This is a genomic window from Rhizobium sp. NXC24 (assembly GCF_002944315.1).
Lineage (GTDB): Bacteria > Pseudomonadota > Alphaproteobacteria > Rhizobiales > Rhizobiaceae > Rhizobium.
In genome coordinates, this window is the sequence record NZ_CP024311.1 from 2,145,400 (window position 1) to 2,167,020 (window position 21,621).

At 60.4% G+C, this 21,621-nt stretch carries 20 protein-coding genes; 9 read left to right on the forward strand and 11 right to left on the reverse strand.

Translation table 11 applies throughout. From position 1 onward, the window contains the following. Nucleotides 1-33: 33 nt before the first annotated feature. On the forward strand, nucleotides 34-660 hold the full coding sequence (locus tag NXC24_RS10625) for a glutathione S-transferase family protein (protein WP_104823244.1): 627 nt from the start codon (nucleotides 34-36) through the stop codon (nucleotides 658-660). Nucleotides 661-706: 46 nt separating this feature from the next. On the opposite strand, the gene NXC24_RS10630 is transcribed toward NXC24_RS10625, so the two are convergent. The 3 genes from NXC24_RS10630 to recA all read right to left on the reverse strand — a co-directional run bounded on the left by NXC24_RS10630 (nucleotide 707) and on the right by recA (nucleotide 5,694). After that, nucleotides 707-1,558, reverse strand: a complete 852-nt coding sequence (locus NXC24_RS10630) for an AraC family transcriptional regulator (RefSeq protein ID WP_104823245.1) — start codon at nucleotides 1,556-1,558, stop codon at nucleotides 707-709. Nucleotides 1,559-1,693: 135 nt separating this feature from the next. Then, nucleotides 1,694-4,354 carry an alanine--tRNA ligase gene (alaS, locus tag NXC24_RS10635; protein WP_104823246.1) on the reverse strand — a complete coding sequence of 887 codons (2,661 nt, stop codon included), beginning with the start codon at nucleotides 4,352-4,354 and terminating at the stop codon, nucleotides 1,694-1,696. Nucleotides 4,355-4,608: 254 nt separating this feature from the next. Continuing rightward, nucleotides 4,609-5,694 (reverse strand): recombinase RecA, encoded by a 1,086-nt coding sequence (gene recA, locus NXC24_RS10640; protein ID WP_104825111.1) that lies wholly within the window; start codon nucleotides 5,692-5,694, stop codon nucleotides 4,609-4,611. Nucleotides 5,695-5,933: 239 nt separating this feature from the next. On the opposite strand from recA, the gene NXC24_RS10645 reads away from it, so the two are divergent. Further along, nucleotides 5,934-6,878: a carbohydrate kinase family protein gene (locus NXC24_RS10645; RefSeq protein WP_104823247.1), complete on the forward strand. Its 945-nt coding sequence runs from the start codon at nucleotides 5,934-5,936 to the stop codon at nucleotides 6,876-6,878. Between the two features lie 46 nt (nucleotides 6,879-6,924). Beyond that, nucleotides 6,925-7,851: a pseudouridine-5'-phosphate glycosidase gene (locus tag NXC24_RS10650; protein WP_104823248.1), complete on the forward strand. Its 927-nt coding sequence runs from the start codon at nucleotides 6,925-6,927 to the stop codon at nucleotides 7,849-7,851. A gap of 47 nt (nucleotides 7,852-7,898) precedes the next feature. Here the strand turns inward: NXC24_RS10650 and trpS are convergent, their stop codons facing one another. After that, a complete protein-coding gene (gene trpS / locus NXC24_RS10655) occupies nucleotides 7,899-8,915 on the reverse strand; it encodes a tryptophan--tRNA ligase (RefSeq protein WP_104823249.1) in 1,017 nt (338 codons plus the stop codon). A 304-nt stretch (nucleotides 8,916-9,219) separates the two neighbouring features. Then, entirely contained in the window at nucleotides 9,220-11,838 is a 2,619-nt protein-coding gene (locus tag NXC24_RS10660; protein WP_104823250.1) for a PAS domain-containing sensor histidine kinase, read from the reverse strand. A gap of 288 nt (nucleotides 11,839-12,126) precedes the next feature. On the opposite strand from NXC24_RS10660, the gene NXC24_RS10665 reads away from it, so the two are divergent. After that, entirely contained in the window at nucleotides 12,127-13,101 is a 975-nt protein-coding gene (locus NXC24_RS10665; protein WP_104823251.1) for a flagellar biosynthetic protein FliO, read from the forward strand. Nucleotides 13,102-13,193: 92 nt separating this feature from the next. Here NXC24_RS10665 and dksA read toward each other — a convergent pair whose 3' ends face one another. Beyond that, a complete protein-coding gene (gene dksA / locus NXC24_RS10670; protein WP_028753038.1) occupies nucleotides 13,194-13,613 on the reverse strand; it encodes an RNA polymerase-binding protein DksA in 420 nt (139 codons plus the stop codon). Nucleotides 13,614-13,893: 280 nt separating this feature from the next. Here dksA and NXC24_RS10675 point away from each other — a divergent pair, with 280 nt between their 5' ends. The 4 genes from NXC24_RS10675 to NXC24_RS10690 all read left to right on the forward strand — a co-directional run bounded on the left by NXC24_RS10675 (nucleotide 13,894) and on the right by NXC24_RS10690 (nucleotide 17,737). Continuing rightward, complete coding sequence (locus tag NXC24_RS10675) at nucleotides 13,894-14,385, forward strand: histidine phosphatase family protein (protein WP_104823252.1); 492 nt, start codon at nucleotides 13,894-13,896, stop codon at nucleotides 14,383-14,385. Between the two features lie 124 nt (nucleotides 14,386-14,509). Then, nucleotides 14,510-15,985, forward strand: coding sequence for a YcjX family protein (locus tag NXC24_RS10680; RefSeq protein ID WP_104825112.1), 1,476 nt, complete (start codon nucleotides 14,510-14,512; stop codon nucleotides 15,983-15,985). Further along, a complete protein-coding gene (locus NXC24_RS10685; RefSeq protein ID WP_104823253.1) occupies nucleotides 15,982-17,070 on the forward strand; it encodes a TIGR01620 family protein in 1,089 nt (362 codons plus the stop codon). Before NXC24_RS10680 ends, NXC24_RS10685 begins: the two co-directional genes overlap by 4 nt. A gap of 112 nt (nucleotides 17,071-17,182) precedes the next feature. Next, a complete protein-coding gene (locus NXC24_RS10690; RefSeq protein ID WP_104825113.1) occupies nucleotides 17,183-17,737 on the forward strand; it encodes a hypothetical protein in 555 nt (184 codons plus the stop codon). A 108-nt stretch (nucleotides 17,738-17,845) separates the two neighbouring features. Here NXC24_RS10690 and folK read toward each other — a convergent pair whose 3' ends face one another. The 3 genes from folK to folP are packed head-to-tail and all read right to left on the reverse strand — an operon-like array spanning nucleotide 17,846 to nucleotide 19,513. After that, nucleotides 17,846-18,364, reverse strand: a complete 519-nt coding sequence (folK, locus tag NXC24_RS10695) for a 2-amino-4-hydroxy-6-hydroxymethyldihydropteridine diphosphokinase (RefSeq protein ID WP_104823254.1) — start codon at nucleotides 18,362-18,364, stop codon at nucleotides 17,846-17,848. Beyond that, entirely contained in the window at nucleotides 18,357-18,719 is a 363-nt protein-coding gene (gene folB, locus NXC24_RS10700) for a dihydroneopterin aldolase (protein ID WP_104825114.1), read from the reverse strand. The genes folK and folB overlap by 8 nt, the downstream gene beginning before the upstream one ends. A gap of 5 nt (nucleotides 18,720-18,724) precedes the next feature. Next, entirely contained in the window at nucleotides 18,725-19,513 is a 789-nt protein-coding gene (folP, locus tag NXC24_RS10705; RefSeq protein WP_245463979.1) for a dihydropteroate synthase, read from the reverse strand. A gap of 178 nt (nucleotides 19,514-19,691) precedes the next feature. Here folP and NXC24_RS10710 point away from each other — a divergent pair, with 178 nt between their 5' ends. Then, the gene (locus NXC24_RS10710) at nucleotides 19,692-20,312 is read left to right on the forward strand and encodes a DUF922 domain-containing protein (protein ID WP_104825115.1); all 621 of its coding nucleotides are present in this window, start codon (nucleotides 19,692-19,694) and stop codon (nucleotides 20,310-20,312) included. Between the two features lie 425 nt (nucleotides 20,313-20,737). Here the strand turns inward: NXC24_RS10710 and NXC24_RS10715 are convergent, their stop codons facing one another. After that, entirely contained in the window at nucleotides 20,738-21,058 is a 321-nt protein-coding gene (locus NXC24_RS10715; RefSeq protein WP_104823256.1) for a 2Fe-2S iron-sulfur cluster-binding protein, read from the reverse strand. Between the two features lie 151 nt (nucleotides 21,059-21,209). After that, nucleotides 21,210-21,578, reverse strand: a complete 369-nt coding sequence (locus NXC24_RS10720) for an Hpt domain-containing protein (protein WP_104823257.1) — start codon at nucleotides 21,576-21,578, stop codon at nucleotides 21,210-21,212. Nucleotides 21,579-21,621 lie beyond the last annotated feature (43 nt).

Consider the following 21,621-nt stretch of genomic DNA (forward strand, 5'->3'; position numbering starts at 1 on the left):
CGGCTAGAATGCGCCCAACAAAGGGAGAGACAGATGGCTGAAGAACTCGTTTTCTATACCAACCCGATGTCGCGCGGACGCATTGCCCGCTGGATGCTCGAGGAGATCGGCCAGCCCTACCGCACCGAATATCTCGACTTCGGCACGACGATGAAGGCGCACGAATACCTCTCAGTGAACCCTATGGGCAAGGTGCCTGCCATCAAGCACGGCGATACCATCGTCACCGAATGCGCTGCCATCTGCGCCTATTTGGCCGAAACCTTTCCTGAAGTCGGTCTTGCGCCGACAGCAGCCGAACGCGGCAATTACTTCCGCTGGATGTTCTTTGCTGCCGGCCCGATGGAGATGGCCGTGACCAACCGCGCGCTGGGCTTCGAAATCCCTCCCGAACGCCTGCGCATGGCGGGTTGCGGCAGTCTGGAACATGTCTTCGACACTCTGGAACAGGCGGTTAGCGCCTCACCCTTCATCGCTGGCGACCGTTTCACGGCCGCCGACGTCTATGTCGGTTCGCATGTCGGCTGGGGCCTCAATTTCGGCACTATCGAGAAGCGTCAGGCTTTCATTGATTATTGGGGCCGCATCAGCGACCGCGACGCCTACCGCCGCGGCAACGAATTGGACAATGCGGCGATGCCAAAGCAAGCGAATGCTTGAAAAGACAATGGACTAGAGCCAACTTCTCATTCAGCACATCATACGGTTATTGCAGCGGCATATGGATTTCCGTCAGCAACTCGGTCGGCGGCACATCGCGTGGATTGTTGAGATATTCTTCGAACATCACCGCATCGCGCAGTTGCCGGCCGGAGGCAGGAAGCCATTCGGCATAGAGCCACTGATAGGCCTTGTACATATCGGCATACGGCCCTTTGTGCCGTAACACAGCATACTCGCCACCGTCGATTGTCCGCCGTTCCAAGGGCGCCTCGGCGGCAATATCGTCGCCAGCATTGACGCAGGCATAGGAGCGCAATTTGTCGACCGCGATCAGGTCGGGATCATCCAGATAGACGCCGATCATCCGCATATCGGGCCTGGCAAGACCGCGAGCGAAGATGGTGCCGAACAGAATTTCGAAAGCCTGGCCGATCTGCATGTAGGAGCCGCGATGGGCGACACCGATAAGCGAAATCGGCGAGAGGATGCGAAGCGTAACGTCGAACATGACCGTGATCCTTCCTTGGGTACTGGGTTCGAAGATCGTGTGGCTTCCCTCATTCCGATATCGCGCCGGCGGGGTGCCGTAGACGGATTTGAAGATGCGGTTGAACGACTGGAGGTTGGGATAGCCCGACCGCTTTGCAATGTCGTTGACAGATAGACGGGTGTTGACGAGATCGCCGGCGGCACGGTGCAGCCGCAGCCGCTTGACGGTCGCCGCCGCCGTCTCGCCATAGATCGCCCGATAGATCCTGTGCCAATGATAGCTGGACACGCAGGCGATCTCGGCAAGCTTTTCCATATCGAGCTCGTCATCCAGATGCTCGTGGATATGGGCCGAAACCCGCCGCAGGCGGGTCTCGTAAAGCGCCCATGCCGTTCCGCCACTCATGTCAAACCCCTTGCAAATCGATCGGCCTCAAAAGACCATATCTCGATTTGACAAATCCTGCTGAGTTTGGCGGACAAAACAAAAGCGGCGGGGCCATCAGCTCCCGCCGCTTCTGATCAGTGTAATAAAAAACTCTTAGCCGGCGAGTGCGGCAGCAACTGCCTCAACCGCTTCATCAGCCTTGGCGCCATCCGGACCGCCGGCCTGGGCCATGTCGGGACGGCCGCCGCCGCCCTTGCCGCCGAGCGCGGCGGAGGCAATGCGGACGAGATCGACAGCGCTGAAGCGGCCGGTCAGGTCTTCCGTGACGGCAACGACGGCGCTGGCCTTGCCGTCTTCCGAAACGCCGATTAGCGCCACGACGCCGGAACCGAGACTGGTTTTGCCGTCATCGGCAAGACCCTTGAGATCCTTCGGGTCGACGCCGGAAATGGCCTTGCCGAGGAACTTGACGCCATTGACGTCACGGACCGCATCGGCGGAACCGCCTTGGCCGCCGCCCATGGCGAGCTTGCGCTTGGCGTCAGCCAGTTCGCGCTCCAGCTTGCGACGCTCATCCATCAGCGCCTCGACGCGCGACACGACATCGCCCGGCTGCACCTTCAGCGTCGAGGCCAGCGTCTTCACGCGCTCATCCTGCTCGGTCAGATAGTCGCGAGCGGATTCGCCGGTCACCGCTTCGATACGGCGGACACCGGCGCCGACGGCACTTTCGCCAAGGACACGGATAAGGCCGATCTGGCCGGTGGCGGAGACATGTGTGCCGCCGCACAGTTCGACGGAATAGGGCTTGTCAGCCTTGGCACCGCGCACACCCTGCCCCATGGACACGACGCGGACTTCGTCGCCATACTTCTCGCCGAACAGCGCCATGGCGCCCTCGGCAATGGCGTCATCGACGCTCATCAGGCGGGTCGTGACCGGCGAGTTCTGCAGCACGATTTCGTTAGCCATATCCTCGACCACCTTCAGCTCTTCAGCCGACATCGGCTTCGGATGCGAAACGTCGAAACGCAGACGCTCGGGCGCCACCAGCGAACCCTTCTGCGCCACATGGGTGCCAAGTACCTCGCGCAACGCCTCATGCAGCAGATGGGTCGCGGAGTGGTTGGCGCGCAGGCGCGACCGCCTGTTGTGATCGACCGTCAGCACGACGGCGTCGCCGATCTTGATCTTGCCTTCAGACACTTCCGAGCTATGAACGAAAAGGCCTTCGCCCTTCTTCTGCGTGTCGCTTACGGTGAGCTTGCCGTGGTCGCTAGAAACCACGCCGGTATCGCCCATCTGACCGCCGGATTCGCCGTAGAACGGCGTCTGGTTGACGATGATCTGCACCCTGTCGCCGGCAGATGCGCTGTCGACGGCAACACCGTCCTTGACGATTGCCTGGATAACGCCTTCAGCGGCCTCCGTGTCGTAGCCGAGGAATTCGGTGGCGCCGAACTTTTCCTTGAGCTCGAACCAGATGGTTTCGGTTGCCTTGTCGCCGGAGCCAGCCCAATGCGAGCGGGCTTCGGCCTTCTGCCGTTCCATCGCGTCGGTGAAGCTCGATATGTCGACGCCGATGCCGCGGGCGCGCAGCGCATCCTGCGTCAGGTCGAGCGGGAAGCCATAGGTGTCATAAAGCTTGAACGCGGTCTCGCCATCAAGGCTGTCGCCCTTGTGAAGCGTCGAGGTTGCATCGGCAAGCAGCGACAGACCACGCTCCAGCGTCTTGCGGAAACGGGTCTCTTCCAGCTTCAGCGTCTCGGAAATCAGCGCTTCGGCACGCACGAGCTCGGGATAGGCGCGGCCCATCTGCTGGACGAGCGTCGGCAACAGCTTCCAGACCAGCGGCTCCTTGGCGCCGAGCAACTGCGCATGGCGCATGGCGCGGCGCATGATGCGGCGAAGCACATAGCCGCGGCCTTCGTTCGACGGCAGCACGCCGTCGGCGATCAGGAAGGCGGAGGAGCGCAGGTGATCGGCGATGACGCGGTGGCTGGCGCGGCGTTCGCCCTCGGCCTTGACTCCGGTCGCCTCTTCCGAAGCCTCGATCAATGCGCGGAACAGGTCGATGTCGTAATTGTCATGCTTGCCCTGCAACACGGCAGCAACGCGTTCGAGACCCATGCCCGTGTCGATCGACGGACGCGGCAGGTCGACCCGCTGCTCCTTAGTGATCTGCTCGAACTGCATGAAGACGAGATTCCAGATCTCGATGAACCGGTCGCCATCCTCTTCCGGCGAGCCGGGAGGGCCGCCCCAGATATGGTCGCCGTGATCATAGAAGATTTCGGAACATGGGCCGCAAGGACCGGTATCGCCCATTGCCCAGAAATTGTCGCTGGTGGCGATGCGGATGATCTTGTCGTCCGAAAGACCGGCGATCTTCTTCCAGAGATCATAGGCGACATCGTCGGTATGATAGACCGTCACCAGCAGGCGCTTGGCGTCGAGGCCGAATTCCTTGGTGATCAGGTTCCAGGCAAGCTCGATGGCGCGCTCCTTGAAATAGTCGCCGAACGAGAAATTGCCGAGCATCTCAAAGAAGGTATGGTGACGGGCGGTATAGCCGACATTGTCGAGGTCATTATGCTTGCCGCCGGCGCGCACGCATTTCTGTGCCGTCGATGCAGTCTTGTAGGGGCGCTGCTCCAGGCCGGTGAAGACGTTCTTGAACTGCACCATGCCGGCATTGGTGAACATCAGCGTCGGATCGTTGCGTGGAACAAGCGGGCTCGACGGCACGATCTCGTGGCCGTTCTTCTTAAAATAGTCGAGAAAGGTCGACCGGATTTCGTTCACACCGCTCATATTGGGCCCTTCAGTCCTTGCCTCGAGCGAGATGTCCCATCTCGCTCATGTTCCTTCACCTAGCATGGTCTTGTCCAAAAACCGCTTCGCACTTTTGGGGATCACGCGTTGGCAATATTTAACAAATCCAGTGGCTTTTATCGTCCGCTCCCGGCCCTGTCCAGCCGCACAAGCAAAACCGGCCGTACATCCCTTGGACAATACGGCCGGTTTTGAATTTTAGTCTTGGTTAGTCCTGAGCTTGGTCGCGGAAATTACGCGTCCGCGGCGTCGCTGTCATCAGCGTCTGGTCCGCCATTCTGCAGGAAGCGATCGGCAATAAGACCTGCATTCTGGCGCAGCGACAGCTCGATCTCGCGAGCAAGATCCGGATTGTCGCGCAGGAAGAGCTTTGCGTTTTCGCGGCCCTGCCCCAGACGCTGGCTGTTATAGGAGAACCAGGCGCCGGACTTCTCGACGATGCCAGCCTTGACACCGAGGTCGATCAGCTCACCAGTCTTGGAAACGCCCTCGCCATACATGATGTCGAATTCCACCTGCTTGAAGGGCGGTGCCATCTTGTTCTTGACGACCTTGACGCGGGTCTGGTTGCCGACCACCTCTTCGCGCTCCTTGACGGAACCGATACGGCGAATATCGAGACGGACGGAGGCATAGAACTTCAGCGCATTGCCGCCGGTCGTCGTTTCCGGCGAGCCGAACATGACGCCGATCTTCATGCGGATCTGGTTGATGAAGATGACCATGCAGTTGGACTTCGAGATCGAAGCGGTAAGCTTGCGCAGCGCCTGGCTCATCAGGCGGGCCTGCATGCCCGGCAGGCTGTCGCCCATCTCGCCTTCGATTTCGGCACGCGGCGTCAGCGCGGCAACGGAGTCGACGACGAGAACGTCGATGGCGCCGGAACGCACCAGTGTATCGGTAATTTCAAGCGCCTGTTCGCCGGTGTCCGGCTGCGAAATCAGGAGGTTCTGCAGGTCGACGCCGAGCTTGCGGGCATAGACCGGATCGAGCGCGTGTTCGGCGTCGACGAAGGCGCAGATGCCGCCCTTTTTCTGGGATTCGGCGATGGTCTGCAGCGCCAGCGTCGTCTTGCCGGAGCTTTCCGGCCCGTAGATCTCGATGATGCGCCCCTTCGGCAAGCCGCCAATGCCGAGAGCGATATCGAGGCTCAGGGAGCCGGTGGAAACTGTTTCGATTTCGACCACGTTCTCGTTCGAGCCGAGCTTCATGATCGAGCCCTTGCCGAACGACCGCTCAATTTGAGAGAGTGCCGCTTCAAGTGCCTTGCTTTTATCCACCGATTTGTCCTCTACAAGCCGCAAAGAATTCTGAGACATCCGATCCACCTTTAGGTTATTGAAGCCGCTCAAGCAATGTCGCCGCTGATGAGAATTGTGTACTCTATTTGTTCTCATGTCGCAAGAGCACAACAAGCAATTGAAAGAAAAAGGTAAAATGAATTTCGTTCTACATTTGTTTTCTTCTTTCATAGCAAGCACTTACGTGTCCTTGCCGGGCATTTTGCGTGAGATATCAGCCGGCTCGATTCGCCTTTGGAAGCGCTGAGGAGATCGATATGGCGAAGAAGATTCTCGTTTTGGGTGGTGCCCATATCGACCGGCGCGGCCGCATCTTCGGCGAGACGGCGCCGGGGGCCAGCAACCCGGGCGCATGGTTCGAGGAACCGGGCGGTGGCGGCTTCAACGCGGCACGCAATCTGGCCCGTCTCGGCTTTGATGTGCGGCTGATCTCGCCGCGTGGCGGCGATGCGGCCGGCGAGATGGTGGCGGAAGCGGCGCTCAATGCCGGCGTCGACGACAAGCCCTTCGTTTTTCTCGATCGCAAGACGCCGAGCTATACGGCAATCCTCGAACGCGACGGCAATCTGGTGATCGCCCTCGCCGACATGGAGCTCTATAAGCTGTTCGTGCCGCGCCGGCTGACGATCCGCGCCATCCGCGATGCCTTCGAAGCCACTGACCTGATCCTTTGCGACGCCAATCTACCCGCCGAAACGCTGGCCGCCATCGCAATGCGCGCAGCCGATTGCGGCAAGCCATTGGCCGCGATCGCGATTTCGCCGGCCAAAGTGGTGCGCCTGAAGCCCTGCCTTGCCGGCATCGACCATCTTTTTCTGAACGAGGCCGAAGCTGCGGCGCTGACGGAGAGCCGTCCGGACGATCCGCGCCATTGGATCGCCGGATTGCGGGCACTCGGCCTCAGGGGTGGTGTCATTACACGTGGCAAACGCGAACTGATCGCTTTTTCCGGCGATGCCGCCGTCAGCCTGCAGCCGCCCGTTATCGATGAGGTTGCCGATGTCACCGGTGCCGGCGATTCGCTCGCCGCCGGTGTTCTGGCCGCCCTGCTTGCCGGTCACGATCTCGGCGAGGCGGTGCGCTATGGGGCAGCGGCCGCCGCGATCACCGTGCAATCACCATTCGCCACGGCGGAGGATCTTTCGCCCGACCTTCTGAAGGCAATACTGGCTCTTGTTCCCGAAGCCGCTATTTTGTCATGAAGCGCGCGATTTTCGCATTTCCCAACTCAGCCAATCGGACACAACCATGACCAAGCCCATTTCACCCCTGCTGCCGATCTCCTATTCGAAGGAGGTTGCTTCAGCAAAATTGCGCGGCGCTCCATTGGTGGCATTGGAATCGACCATCATCACCCATGGCATGCCCTATCCCGGCAATATCGAGATGGCGCGTAGCGTCGAGGCGATCATCCGGCAGGAAGGCGCCGTGCCGGCGACAATCGCCGTCATTCATGGCGTGCTGCATATCGGCCTGGAGCCTGAAGAGCTGGAGGCGCTCGCTCAGACAACTGGTGCGATGAAGGTTTCGCGCGCCGACCTCGCCTTCGCCATTGCAGAGCGCCGCACGGGCGCCACCACGGTTGCCGCGACGATGATCGCCGCAGCGCGGGCCGGCATCAAGGTTTTCGCGACCGGCGGCATTGGCGGCGTGCATCGCGGCGCCGAGGAAAGCTTCGATATCTCGGCCGACCTGGAAGAGCTCGCCCGCACTGACGTCATCGTGGTCTGCGCCGGCGCCAAGGCCATCCTGGATATTCCGAAAACGCTGGAAGTGCTGGAAACCCGCGGCGTGCCCGTCGTCACCTACGACAGCGCCGAATTCCCCGCCTTCTGGTCGCGTTCCTCCGGCCTGCCGAGCCCGCTGACCTTGAACAGCCCTGCCGCGATCGCCAACTTCCAGGTAACCCGTGAACAGCTTAGCATCAACGGTGGCATGCTGATCGCCAATCCAGTTCCGGAAGCCGATGAAATCCCGCGTGAGGAGATGGAAATCTACATCGAACGCGCCTTGGACAGCGCCGAGCGCGACGAAATCGCCGGCAAGGCGGTCACTCCCTATCTGCTCAGCACCATCTTCGACATCACCGACGGCCGCAGCCTGAAGACCAATATCGCGCTGGTCGAAAACAATGCGCGCCTTGCCGCGGAAATCGCCGTTGCTCTGGCGGAATGATCGGAAGCGAGTCGCGTCGATAACGGATGGCAACCCGCGCAGCCGCCTTAGGTCAATGTGAACAGACCTAACGCGGCGCGCAATTCCGCAAGGGTTGCCTCCGTCCGCTGCCTTGCCCTGAGCGTACCTTGCCGCAGGACTTCCAGGGCGTAACCGGGATCGGCGGCATAGTGGGCACGGCGCTCGCGGATCGGGGCCAGCAGAGCTTGCAGAATATCTTCAAGATGCTGTTTCACGACCATGTCGCCAAGACCGCCCCTTCGATAGCGCTCCTTTAGCTCTTCGACGAAAGTCCTATCCTCGGCAAAGGCATCGAGATAGGTGAAGACGACATTGCCCTCGATCTTTCCCGGATCGGCGGCGCGCAGATGAGCAGGATCGGTGTACATCCGGCGCACGGCTTGCCGAATATCGTCCGGCGATGCGGATAGCGGGATGGCATTGCCCTGCGACTTGCTCATTTTGGCTTTGCCATCGACGCCCGGCAGGCGTCCGATCATCGGGATCATTGCCTTGGCTTCCGCAAGAACCTCGCGGCCGGCCTGCCGGTTGAGACGACGCACGATTTCGTTGGTTTGCTCGATCAGCGGAGCCTGATCTTCACCCACCGGAACGATCGTCGCCTTGAACGCGGTGATGTCAGCCGCTTGAGCGACGGGATAGCAAAGAAAACCCGCTGGGACATCACGCTCAAAGCCGCGAAGCTGAATTTCCGTCTTGATGGTCGGGTTGCGCTCCAGCCGTCCGACGGTCACGAAGTTCATATAAAGCACCGTCAGTTCGGCCAGCGCCGGCAATGCGGATTGAAGGCAAATTGTCGTTTCGGCCGGATCGATCCCCACGGAAAGATAGTCGAAGACGACTTCCAGCACGTTCCGGCGAATCTTCTCCGGATCATGCGCGTTGTCGGTCAGCGCTTGCATATCCGCCAGAAGCAGGAATTGCCGATGCGTATGCTGGAGGGCCACGCGGTTCCTCAGAGAACCGACGTAGTGACCGAGATGGAGGGGACCTGTAGTCCGATCGCCTGTGAGAATGACCGGGCGATTATCGATAGGTGACATTTAGTTGCTCCGTTAAGGAGCCGCCGCGATCGGAAAGATGCCGGGAAATGACCATGCCTGCCGGATCACGGCGGCAAGGGTCGATTTCAAGAAATGACGACTGCCGCTCCTAGAAGGAGCGCCACCACATCCGCAGGCTGGCGTTAGCGAGGTCGGTCATATCGGTTTGATGCCACGGATCAGATTGGAATGGCAATGGTGAACGTTGGACTTGTGACGCCGGTATCGTCCAAAGCTTGCATATTTCTTTGGTTCGCAGAGCGATAAAGCGCATCAAAACAGCGCTTTACCCGGCCTCCCTCACTTAGCGATCCAGCGTTTCCCTGACCACGACGGCAAGCTGCTTCAGCGAGAAAGGCTTCGGCAGGAAGCCGAACTTGGCATCGGCCGGCAGGTTGCGGGCAAAGGCATCTTCGGCATAGCCGGATACGAAGATGAACTTCATATCGGGATATTTCTTGCGCAATTCACGCAGCAGCGACGGTCCGTCCATCTCCGGCATGACGACGTCGGAAACGACGACATCCACCTGTCCGTCGAGTTCATCCATGATATCGAGCGCTTCGACGCCGGATCCCGCCTCATAGACGGTATAGCCACGCGTCTCGAGCATGCGCTTGCCACCCCTGCGCACCGCCTCCTCGTCCTCGACAAGCAGAACGACGGCCGATTTGCCGGTGAGGTCCGCAGGCTCCTCCGGCGGCGGGACGACAGCGGCAACGCTCTGGTCCATCGCCGAGATATCCCGGCTTTCGGAGGCCTGGCCTTCGATAACAGTCGGAATTTCGACGATATGGCGCGGCAGGAAGATGCGGAAGGTCGTGCCCTTGCCGACTTCGGATTCCGGGTGGATGTAGCCGCCCGATTGCTTGATGATGCCGTAAACCATGGCAAGGCCAAGCCCGGTGCCCTTGCCCACTTCCTTTGTGGTGAAGAAGGGCTCGAAGATCTTGTCCATGATGTCGGGTGCGATCCCCGTACCCGTGTCGCTGACCTCGACCAGCACCATTTCCTCATGCGGCAGATAGGCATAGTTGAAGGCAGCCACGTCCGTTGCCGACAAATTGCGGGTGCGCAGCGTCAGCGTGCCGCCCTCGGGCATGGCATCGCGGGCGTTGACGCAGAGGTTGATCAGCACCTGCTCGAACTGCGACAGGTCGGTCTTCACCGGCCAGAGATCGCGGCCATAATCGACATCCAGTTTGACATGTGTGCCCGACAGCAGCCGGTCCACCAGCATGCGCAGGTCGCCGATCACATCCGTCAGATTGAGGATCGTCGGCCGCATCGTCTGCTTGCGCGAGAAGGCCAGCAACTGCCGCACCAGCACGGCGGCGCGGTTGGCGTTGCGCTTGATCTCCATCAGATCGGCGAAGCTCGCGTCGGATGGCCTTGCCTGCAGCAGCAGATGATCCGACGACAACAGGATCGCCGTCAGCACATTGTTGAAATCATGCGCAATGCCGCCGGCGAGCGTGCCGACTGCATTCAGCTTCTGCGTCTGCGCCATCTGCGTTTCCAGCGCCTTCTGCTCGGTCACTTCGACAGCGTAGACGATGGCCGCTTCTTCGGGCGCTTCGTCGGTCTGATCGATGACGGCATTGATATAGAAGCGGAAATGCCGTGTATCGTCCTTCGGATTGCGCGAATCGATCGGCGGGATATCGCCCTGCCGATCCTTGGCGGCGGCAAGTGCCTGTTCCAGCCGCGGCCGGTCAGCGTCAAAGACGATGCTCTCGAGGGCGGCGCCACGCTCGATATCGTCGCGCGAAACGAGATCGGAGAAGAGCTTCAGGAAGGGTGCGTTAGTGCGCAGAATGCGACCTGCACCGTCCACGGAGGCGATCGCCATCGGCGTGTTGTTGAAGAAGCGACTGAAGCGCATCGCCGCAACGGAGGCCGACTGATCGTTGTCGCCTCCATTCTGCCGTGTCAGCACGATGGTGCGGCTTTCGCCAGGCGCCCCGTCACGCATCGAAGTGACACTGTGGACGATCTGCACCGGCAGGCTTTGGCCGTTGGCGCGGCGCAGATCGAGATCGAGCGTCACCGTCTTTTTCAGGCCGGGTTCGGCCTGGACCGACTGGATCAGCGTCAGACCCTCGCCGGCCACGAGATCGCCGATAGTCATCGAGCCCGGCGTGAATTTGGTCAGATCGAAGCCCAGCCATTCAGCGAGCGTCGCGTTCAGATAGAAGATTTCGCCCTTGCGGCCGGCAGAAAAGAAGCCGGCCGGCGCATGATCAAGATAGTCGATGGCGTTCTGCAATTCCTTGAAGAAACGCTCCTGATCATCCCGCTCCGAAGTGATGTCGGTGATCTGCCAGATATGTAGCGCTTTGCCGCGCCCCTGCTCAGGCGGCAGCACACGCGCCTTTAGGCGATACCAATGCGCGCCGTTGCCATTGCTTTCCCCGGGGCCGAGCGGCTTCAAGAGCCGGAACTCCTCCGAACCCTCCTTGCCGTCGCGCAGCCCGTTGGCAAGGCGATAAAGCGCTTCATTGGATTCGCGATTGCGGGACAGCAGCGTTTCCAGCGATTGGACGTCGGTCGCCTTGGCCGCGCCCGTCAACCGGCCATAGGCGCCGTTGGCGTAGACGATGCGGCCCTTTTCATCCGTGATCAGCGTGCCGTCCGGATGGCTGTTCAGGAATGAGCGCGCCAGGCTGTCAGACTGCGTCTGCGGCATGACTTCCACGAAACCGATAATCGAGGAGACGAGAAAGAAGATGCCGACCATGGCGAGAATGCCGAGCCCGCCAAGCACGGTTTCATTGTCGAGCTGGTCCTTGAAAACGACAAAAGCAGCGGCGGCGGCCACCAGCACCAGGGCGAGCAGGATGATGCGCAGCACGGTGCCCGAACGAACCCCGCGATCCACCAGCGGCACGCTATACTCGTCGGACTGACGCTGCTTCGTCATAAACCCCTCGTCTCCGCCCTCTTCCCTCTCACGTCACGCACTTGACGGATCGCCGGATTCGGAACTTTCGAATCTTCTTTAGCAATTTGCCGCATCAGCAAAAAGCTTTGCGGGGCTAGAAAGGCCTGTATTCACAAGGAAGAGCGCTGGACAAAGAACGATCTATCTTGTTTCCGGAGCGGACCTGTCCATATGATCGCCTCATATCGAGACAAAGGTGCGGACGCGGGACCGGTCGTTTTAACGGCAAGGCTGCGGCATTGGGGAACAATTACGGAGTATCTCGAAATGTGGGACGAAATCGCCGGGGCCTATGGCAGTCGCTTCTTCCTTGCAGCCGGTGGGGTCGGCATTGCCCTCCTCCTCTTGATCTGCATCCTCTGGATCTTCCGCAGCCGAGCGCCCTCGCCCTTCGTGCGCGGCGGCAAGAACCGCCAGCCTCGCCTGCAGGTGCTTGACGCCGCCGCCGTCGACGCTCGCCGCCGGCTGGTGCTGGTACGGCGCGATGGCATAGAACATCTTATCATGATCGGCGGCCCGACCGATATCGTCATTGAGTCGGGGATTTCCGATGCCGCCAAAGCAGGCATGCCGGCACCGACCCCAGTCGGAACGCCGCTGGCCTACGAACGCCGGTTGGAACCGGCGCAGGAGGCCCCGCGCCTCGATCATTTGCCGGCGACCGCTTCCGAGCCACCCGTCCTCCAGAAAGCTGCGGTCGAAGCCCATATGCCGCCGGAACCCAGTGCTGCCGTTGAACCGGCTCATCTTCATGTCGCGCCGGCGGCCGAGCGCCCGCAACCCGCCTTGGCGCCACAACAGCGCACGCCCGAATCGGTGGCGATGCTGGGGGAAGCGGAAGTCGCCGATATTCTCGATGCCGCTCGTCGGCACGTATTACCGCAAGAGCCGGCGCGTGTCGCTGCCGCCCCACAGCCTGTCCACCAGCCCATGGCCGCCTCTCCGCAGCCGATCCGCCAGCCGATTGCGCCCGCAGTCGCTTCGGCGCCGCCCGTGGTGGCACCGCCGCCAGTGCGCGAGCCCGGCGCCGATTTCCAGCGCATATTGGAAGCGGAAATGTCAAACAATCTTACCGCGGAACGGATCATCCCGAATGTGCCGCAACGGCAGATTCAGCAGCCTGCGGCCTCCCCGGCGCAGCGCCGCGATCCGGAACTGCCGCCGATGACCGGGGCGGATACCGCGCTTCAGAAAGAGGTCGCCCGCATTTTCGGCGAAATGAGCGTCAACCGCGACAAATGAGGCGCGGCCAACCGCTCCTGCGAACATGAAAAAGGCACGACGGAAATCTCCGCCGTGCCTCAATTTTTCGCTCCAATCGGAGGGTCCGAGACCTATTCGTCGCGATAGACCTTCTCGCGGCGCTCGTGGCGTTCTTGCGCCTCGATCGACAGGGTCGCGATCGGACGGGCGTCCAGACGCTTGAGACCGATCGGCTCGCCGGTTTCCTCGCAGTAACCGTAGGTGCCATCTTCGATGCGCTGCAACGCGGCGTCGATTTTCGAGATAAGCTTGCGCTGACGGTCGCGGGCCCGAAGTTCGATGGCTCTGTCGGTTTCGGAAGAAGCCCGGTCAGCGAGATCGGGATGATTTGCGCTTTCTTCGGCCAGGTGGTCGAGGGTTTCGCGCGCTTCTCTTAGGATATCATTTTTCCAGGCGACTAACTTTGCGCGAAAGTAAGCCCGCTGGTTCCCATTCATGAACTCCTCGTCTTCCGAGGGCACATAATTGCTAAGATCGATCTTCTCACTCAACGCGATTCTCCTGAAGAACATCTCATATGGCGCGCTGTATATCCCAACCGGTAGTATCGATTCAAGCCAAATAGACGTGGTAAATGGATTTTTAAATTTGTCATAAAAGTTGGCTAAAGGTTTATTTTTCCATTATATATTCGCGATGACGCAAATGTGATAGAACCATAACCTTCGCGTGAATGACCGCCAACCCCTCCGTATTGCCGTTCGCCCCGCAGTTGACGGCATATAGGATCAGGCGGTACGTCAAAGGCAAATCGAGCACGGGAATTCCGCTATGACCCGCATCACGCCTCCGCCGTCCCGGATTTACCTGTTGCGTCATGCCAAGGCCCTGCGGCCAACTCCTGGTCAGAAGGATTTCGACCGCGCGCTTAGCAGTGATGGCTATGCCGCCGCTGAAATTGTCGCCAAAAAAGCCGTCGACAAAGGCTACAAGCCGGAACTCGTGATATCCTCGACAGCGTTGCGATGCCGCCAAACCGCCGACGCCATTCGCCACGCCATGAGCCCCTCTACCAAGTTCCGTTACGTCGACGCGCTGTATGACGCCACAACAGAGATCTATCTCGAAATCATCTCATCGCAGGTGACCGAGGACTCCGTCATGTTGGTCGGCCATAACCCGATCATTGAAAGTACGCTGCAAGCACTAATTGGCCATCACGCCTTGGTCTCCGCGATTCCCAAAGGCTTTCCGACCGCCGGACTCGCCGTTGTTGACTCGACGCCGTCGGGCTGGGTCCTCACGGATTTCTTCAAAAAATAGGTTCAGCAGAAAAATATCAGGCGAGCGACGATTTAGAGGGCGTGATCCGCAAAGCCCAATCATCTTTTCTGCTATCGCATTGCTTCCTATATTGACCGTGACGCTGTCACTCTGGGATTTCGCCTTGCCGCCGAGCCTGACCTCCTTCACAGACGACGCCCTGATCGCCTTCGATAATCTCGTCGACCGCACGACAGGCCTCGTCAATCCGACGATCCGGCTCGGAGTTACCGGCCTTTCCCGTTCCGGCAAGACCGTTTTCATTTCCTCCCTGGTGCACAATCTGCTGAACGGCGGTCGCCTGCCGCTGTTCGAGCCGGTGCAATCCGGCCGGGTCTCCGCCGCACGCCTCGAGCCGCAGCCGGACGATGCGGTCCCACGTTTCCAATATGAGGATCATATCCGCGCGCTGGTGAAGGAGCGTGTCTGGCCGGATTCGACGCGGGCCATCTCGGAACTGCGCATCACGCTGGACTATCAGAGCGCCAGCGGCTGGAACCGGCTGTTTTCGCCGGGGCGCCTTTCCATCGACATTGTCGATTATCCCGGCGAATGGCTGCTCGACCTGCCATTGCTCGGCAAGGACTTCCGCGCCTTCAGTGAGGAAACACTGATGCTGGCGAAAACCGGTATTCGCGCGGAGCTGTCGCGTGCATGGCTGGCGATAACGCAGGCAACCGATGCTTCCGCATCCGCGGACGAGACAATTGCGCGCGAACTCGCCGCCGCTTTCTCCAGCTATCTCAAAGCCTGCAAATCTGACGAACGTTCGCTGTCCACCTTGCCCCCCGGCCGTTTCCTGCTGCCCGGCGATCTCGACGGTTCACCGGCACTGACCTTCGCGCCGCTGGTGCCTCCGCCTGAAGGCAAAGCGCAGAAGAACTCGCTGTGGGCAATGATGGAGCGCCGCTATGAGGCCTATAAGTCCGTCGTCGTAAAACCCTTTTTCCGCGAGCATTTCGCCCGCCTCGACCGGCAGATCGTCCTCGTCGACGCATTGCAGGCCATCAATCGTGGCCCGGAAGCGGTTCAGGATCTGGAGCGCGCTCTGACGGATGTGCTTGCCTGCTTCCGTCCTGGCAGCAATTCCTTTTTCTCCTCGCTGCTCGGCCGCCGCATCGACCGCGTACTGGTCGCCGCAACCAAGGCCGATCATCTTCATCACGAAAGTCACGACCGGCTGGAGGCTCTGACCCGCCGCCTGGTGGAACGCGCCATCGAACGGATCGGCATGGCCGGCGCCGGCATCGAGGTCATGGCGATCGCCTCTGTTCGTGCCACGCGTGAGGCCACGGTAAAACGCGACGGTCATACGCTTCCCGTCATCGTCGGCACGCCGATGGATCGTGAGGCCATCGCCGGCGAGACATTCGACGGCAACCGCAAAACGGCTGTTTTCCCCGGCGACCTCCCGGAAAATCCGCGATGGCTGTTCGATGCGCTTGAACCAGGTGCCGCAAGCATCCATCTGCCCGAGGTCAGCGTCGTCCGCTTCCGTCCGCCGGAGCTGGACGAGACCGGCGCCGGCATTAAACTTTCCGTGCCGCATATCCGCCTCGACCGCGCCATGCAGTTCCTGTTCGGAGACCGCCTCGCATGACGAAGCCGACCGCAGACGATCCCAGAGGCAGTTCCCGCCGTCCCGCCGCCTTTTCGGTCGAGCCGGAAATGTCGAAAGGCGATGCGGCTGCAAAAGCGGCAGCAGAGGCGCCCCGCCGTAAGCCACAGAGTTTCGATACGGAAATCGTGCTGACGCCGGATGAGGAAGATCCATTCCTCAACCCTGCTCTCGCCGCTCCCGATACTGAAACCGCAGTGGCCGCGCCGCGCCGCAGAGGTTTCTCCTTCGGCAAAATCGCCGCCGGCGCCTTCGGCATTCTCGTGTCGCTCGCCTTCGGTCTGTGGACCGATCAGTTGATTCGCGATCTCTTCAGCCGCGCCGACTGGTTGGGCTATACCGCCCTTGCGGTGCTCGGCATCGGCATCCTCGCCGTCCTCGCCATCGTCATTCGCGAGACTGCGGGCGTGATGCGGCTTGCGGCCGTGCAGACGATCAAAGCCGAGGCCGAAGCCGCCAGTGTGGAAACACGTCCGGCACGCGCAAAAGCCCTGGTCCAAGGCCTCTGCTCGCTTCTGGAAGCCAATCCGGAAACGGCGAAGGGCCGCGCGACGTTGAAAGCGGCGGAAAACGATATCATCGACGCGCCGCATTTGATCGACCTCGCTGAACGGGAACTGCTGGGTCCACTCGATCGCCGAGCCCGGGCGCTGATTCTCGGCGCGTCCAAACGCGTTTCGGTTGTCACGGCCGTTAGCCCGCGTGCGCTGGTCGACATTCTCTACGTGCTCTACGAATCGGCCAGGCTGGTGCGCGCCATGGCAGAGCTCTATGGCGGCAGGCCCGGCACGCTCGGCATGATCAGGCTAATGCGCGACGTGCTCGCTCACCTCGCGGTTACCGGCTCCATTGCCGTCGGCGACAGCATCGTGCAGCAGTTGATCGGCCACGGTTTAGCCTCGAAACTCTCGGCCCGGCTGGGTGAAGGCGTTGTCAACGGCATGATGACGGCGCGCATCGGCATCGCTGCAATGGATCTCTGCCGGCCATTGTCGTTCAAAGCGCTGAAACGGCCGGGGATCGGCGATTTCGTCGGGGATCTGGCGCCAAACGTGACCGGCCGCTGAGTGCAGCAAACGCCTGTAAAGGCGGCTTTTACCTCCATAAGAAACCAAGCATTAACCATTCTAAGGCAAAAGTGGAAACCAGTTTCCGGTTCCTCTTCGTTAGGGAATGTCCATGTTTTCGCGCCAATTTCTTCTTGTTTGCGGCTTTGCCGCCGCAGCCCTCTCTGCAGGAGCTTGGGTGCATTCAGCCGATGCGGCATCCCGTGACAAGGCCTTCTTTCAGTCCGTCGCCGGCTCATGGCGAGGCCCGGGCGAGATCGTCGCCGGCAAGTACAAGGGCACGAAATTCACCTGCAACCTGACGGGCCAGGCGCTCAACGGCGGCACGGCCGGTGTTAAACTCGACGGAACTTGCCGCGTTGGCGTCTTCCAGCAGCCGATGACGGCGGAAATCACCCAGAACGGCGGCAGCTATACCGGGAAATTCCTGGACGGCGCGGCCGGCAAAGGACTGGACGTCACATCGGGCACCGTCAACGACGGCACCGTGGTCCTCGGCCTCAATCGTCAAAAGCTGAACGGCGCCATGATCGCCCGCGTCGCGGACAACAAGACGATGAACGTAACGATTTCCGTCAAGGTCAACGATCAGATGGTGCCCGTCATCGGTGTGACGCTGCAGCGGGCCGCTGATATCGATCAGATGGCTGTCGGGTCAATCCAGTAACGTTTATGCACTGACGGCAATGACGCCTCCGCCTGATGTGATCAGGCGGAGGCGTTTTTCGTTTCCGACCGAGACGCCTTCATCGAGCAGGGGACGGCAGCATTGGCGTTACGCCGGTTTCCACCAATCGCGGCTTTCGTCCGCCACTTCTATTCCCTGCACATCCGCTTCGCTCAACCAATCCGCCACCTTGCGACCACTCACCACGAGATCGGCCCCGAAATCCGCGAGCGGCATCAGCACGAAGCCGCGTTCCGTCATGCGCGGATGCGGGATCTCCAACAGCGGTTCGGCCCGTTCAAGATCGCCATAGGTTAGGATGTCGATATCGATCGTCCGCGGCCCCCAGCGTTCGATACGCACCCGCTTCATATCCCGCTCGATACCAAGGCAAACATCGAGCAGCGCCTCCGGCGACAGCGTCGTATCGACCGCTGCGCACGAATTGTAAAAGAAGGATTGGTCCGTCTTGCCCCAGGGCGGCGTGCGATAAAGGCGGGAAACCGCAGCGACGTGGCAGTCCGTGCGCACATCAAGCGCGCGCAAGGCAAGCGCCATGGCTTTGACGGGATTGTCGAGGTTGCCGCCGAGGCCGAGGGTGGCGCGCGTTTGTCCGGTCTCAGGCAAAATGCTCAACGCTCACCTGCACATAATCGAGAACGCCCGGAACCGGGGCATTGGGTTTGCGCACCGAGATCTTCGCCCGGCGCACGCTCGGAAAGCGCCGGCACAATTCCTTCGCGACATCGAGGGCCAGCGCCTCGATCAGATAGCGACGGCGCCCGGTGACGATCTCTTCGATAACGCTGAAGGCGATGCCGTAGTTGACGGTATCGTCGATCGAATCCTGCTCCAATGCACCGCCGGCTTCGACATCGAGCTCGGCATCCACGAAGAAACGCTGGCCGAGGAATTCTTCTTCGTCGTGCACGCCATGGCGGGCGAAGAAAGCGCAGTTCTGAAGGGTGATGGTGTAGATCATATCGCTCATGGCGTCCTGCCGCCTAGTTTCGCCCGTGTCCTGAGGATAGCATCGGCAACCGCCAGGGCATCCCTGTTGATTGCGACATTGTGTACCCGAAAAATTGCAGCACCCTGCAAACGCAATATAGCGCTGGTCGCCGCAGTTCCCACATCCCGATCCGGCGCATCCCGTCCGGTCACCGCACCGATGAATCGTTTGCGCGATGTGCCGGCCAGCAAAGGCAGTTCGAAGCGGAGCAGTGCCGTGAAGCGCGCCATCAGCTCCAGATTCTCCTCGACATCCTTGGCGAAACCGAAACCGGGGTCGAGGACGATATTCTGCCTGTTCACGCCGGCGGCTGCCGCGATATCGAGCGATCGGCTGAGAAACAGCACCTGATCGTCGATGACATCGGGAAGCTTTGCCCGTTCGCGGCCGGTATGCATAATGCAAAGCCCGGCGCCGGTCTTGGCTGCCAATGCCGCGATTTCAGGCTCGCGCTGCAGGCCGAAGACATCGTTGACGATATGCGCGCCGGCGCTGATCGCCAGTCTAGCGGTATCGGCACGATAGGTATCGATGGAGATCAGCGCATCCGTCTTGCCGCGCAACGCCTCGATGACGGGCAGAACACGACCTTGCTCCTCCGTGGCGCTGACTACCTCAACGTCTGGCTTGGTCGATTCCCCGCCGATATCGATGATCGCAGCGCCCTCCTCCACACAGGCAAGAGCATGTGCGACCGCGGTGTCGACGGCCTCGTAGTGTCCGCCGTCGGAAAAGGAATCCGGCGTCACGTTGACGACCGCCATGATGGCGCTCCGTTCGCCGACATCGAGGCTGCGCCCATGCGCGACATGCCAGCTATGGCTGCGAAGCTCTGTCACGATCCGTCCATCCCATTGAAAATGAAAAAACCTCGCGCCGGATATTGCGCTTGCAGTGGCTATGCCGCAAGCTCCGCCGAAGTTCAACCTGGTAGCAGCACGAATGCCGTTTGCACCCCGACAGATCCGGGTCTCGCTTATCCTGTTGCTTCTGTGCGGCATTTCCAGCGGCGCCGATGCGGAGGTGGTTGCTCACAAATCCGTCTCTTATTTCGATATCAAAGGAGACAGCGCCGATGCGCTCGATGCGGCATTGAATGCGCACGGACCGGTTACGATGGGTTCCAGCAGCCGCCATCCCGGGGCAACCAAGGTTCGCTTCGGCGGCAATGCGACATATGCGGAGCGGAACGGCCGCTGCTATATTTCCGACGTCAAGATCACGGTCGATACCGAAATCATTCTGCCGCGCTGGCGCGACCGTCGGCATGCGACCCGGCAGCTATCGATGATTTGGGATACGCTTTCGGCGGATATCCGCCGCCACGAGGATCGGCATGCGGAAATTGCGCGCGAACATGCGCGGCGGATGGAAAAGTCGATCCTTGCCCTGCCTTCGGCAAAGGACTGCGACACGCTTCAGGACCAGGCAAACGAAGTGACCACGCAGGAAACGCAGTTGCATGACGAGGATCAGGCCCGATTCGACAAAATCGAAGCGATCAATTTTCAGAGCCGCATCCAGAGGCTGATGACCTATCGCAGCCAGCAAACTGGTGAATGACAGGTCGCTAACAGATCTTTTTTCGCGAAATGGCGCTCTGATCACAACAATCTGTGTGAAAACTGTCACTATACCTGTGAATCATTCACAACTTCTCATTTTTGAACTTTACGAGAATCTGAAATAGGTTTTTCCTATTGCATATCGCGTCGATCCGCTCAGCCGGATTGTTATCGGAAGCCAGAGGGGTTTTCGCAAAGACCGATCAAAGTTTTTGCGTGACGGGTTCGTTCGTCCCGCCGCGCTGTCGAGTTCAGTGTTTAACGCGTGTGCCCAGTGTTCTCCTGGCGCGTCCTGAAGCCGCAGGTGTTTCCTCCCTTGCCTGTTGGTGATGCGCCCGCCTTGCCTCGCTCGCTGCGACAAGCTGAGCGGGGCTTCTTTTTTGTGGACGCGTCCCAAACGGCTCGCATTCCCGGGAGATGGACTTAGGCCTGGCGCTCCGGAACATGCACGACGAGGCCGTCAAGTGCCTTCGTCACCTTGATCTGACAGGACAGACGCGAAGTCGGACGGACATCGAAGGCGAAGTCCAGCATGTCTTCTTCCATTGCTTCCGGGCCGCCGACCTTTTCGGCCCAGTCCTCATCGACGTAGACATGACAGGTGGCGCAAGCGCAGGCGCCGCCGCATTCCGCCTCGATGCCCGGCACGGAATTGCGCACGGCATTTTCCATCACGGTGGAGCCCTCGTCGGCGTCGAGATCAAAACGGGTGCCGTCGAAAGCAACGATGGTCAGTTTGGTCATGTGAATGAATTCCGGTATTCGTGAGTGAAGGGAGGATCCGGAATTTTTCTTCCAACAATTCCCGGGGGCAGTCAACAATTGCGCCGCCGAAACGGCAGAAACCGTTTGGCAGCGCAAGGGCAAACATTAGGTGATTTCGGGCGGCGTCAGCTCAACGCGACAACTTCAAAATGAAATTCTCAGCCTCGATGACGCAGGCCGTGACCGCAGCCATGCGCGCGGCGTCACCGACATCGCTCTCAAGCGCATTGGCGGCGTCGGCCACCTTGAACGCGCCGACGGCACTTGCCGCACCCTTCAACCGATGCGATGCGGCGATCGCGCGCTTGCGGTCGCCGCAACCGATTTCCTGCAGACAGGAACGTGCCTGCCGGGCAAACATCTGAAGCACTTCCACTTCCAGAGCCTTGTCGCCCATCGTCTGCTTTGCCAGGTGAACCAGATCGATCGCCCGTTCCCGCGACGGCGCTGCGCCCCGCGAATTGTCCGGGGCTTCGAATGCGATATTCAATGCTGCCATATGCCAACTCTCCCGTCTTATATCTATAACTGTCTCTGGGATT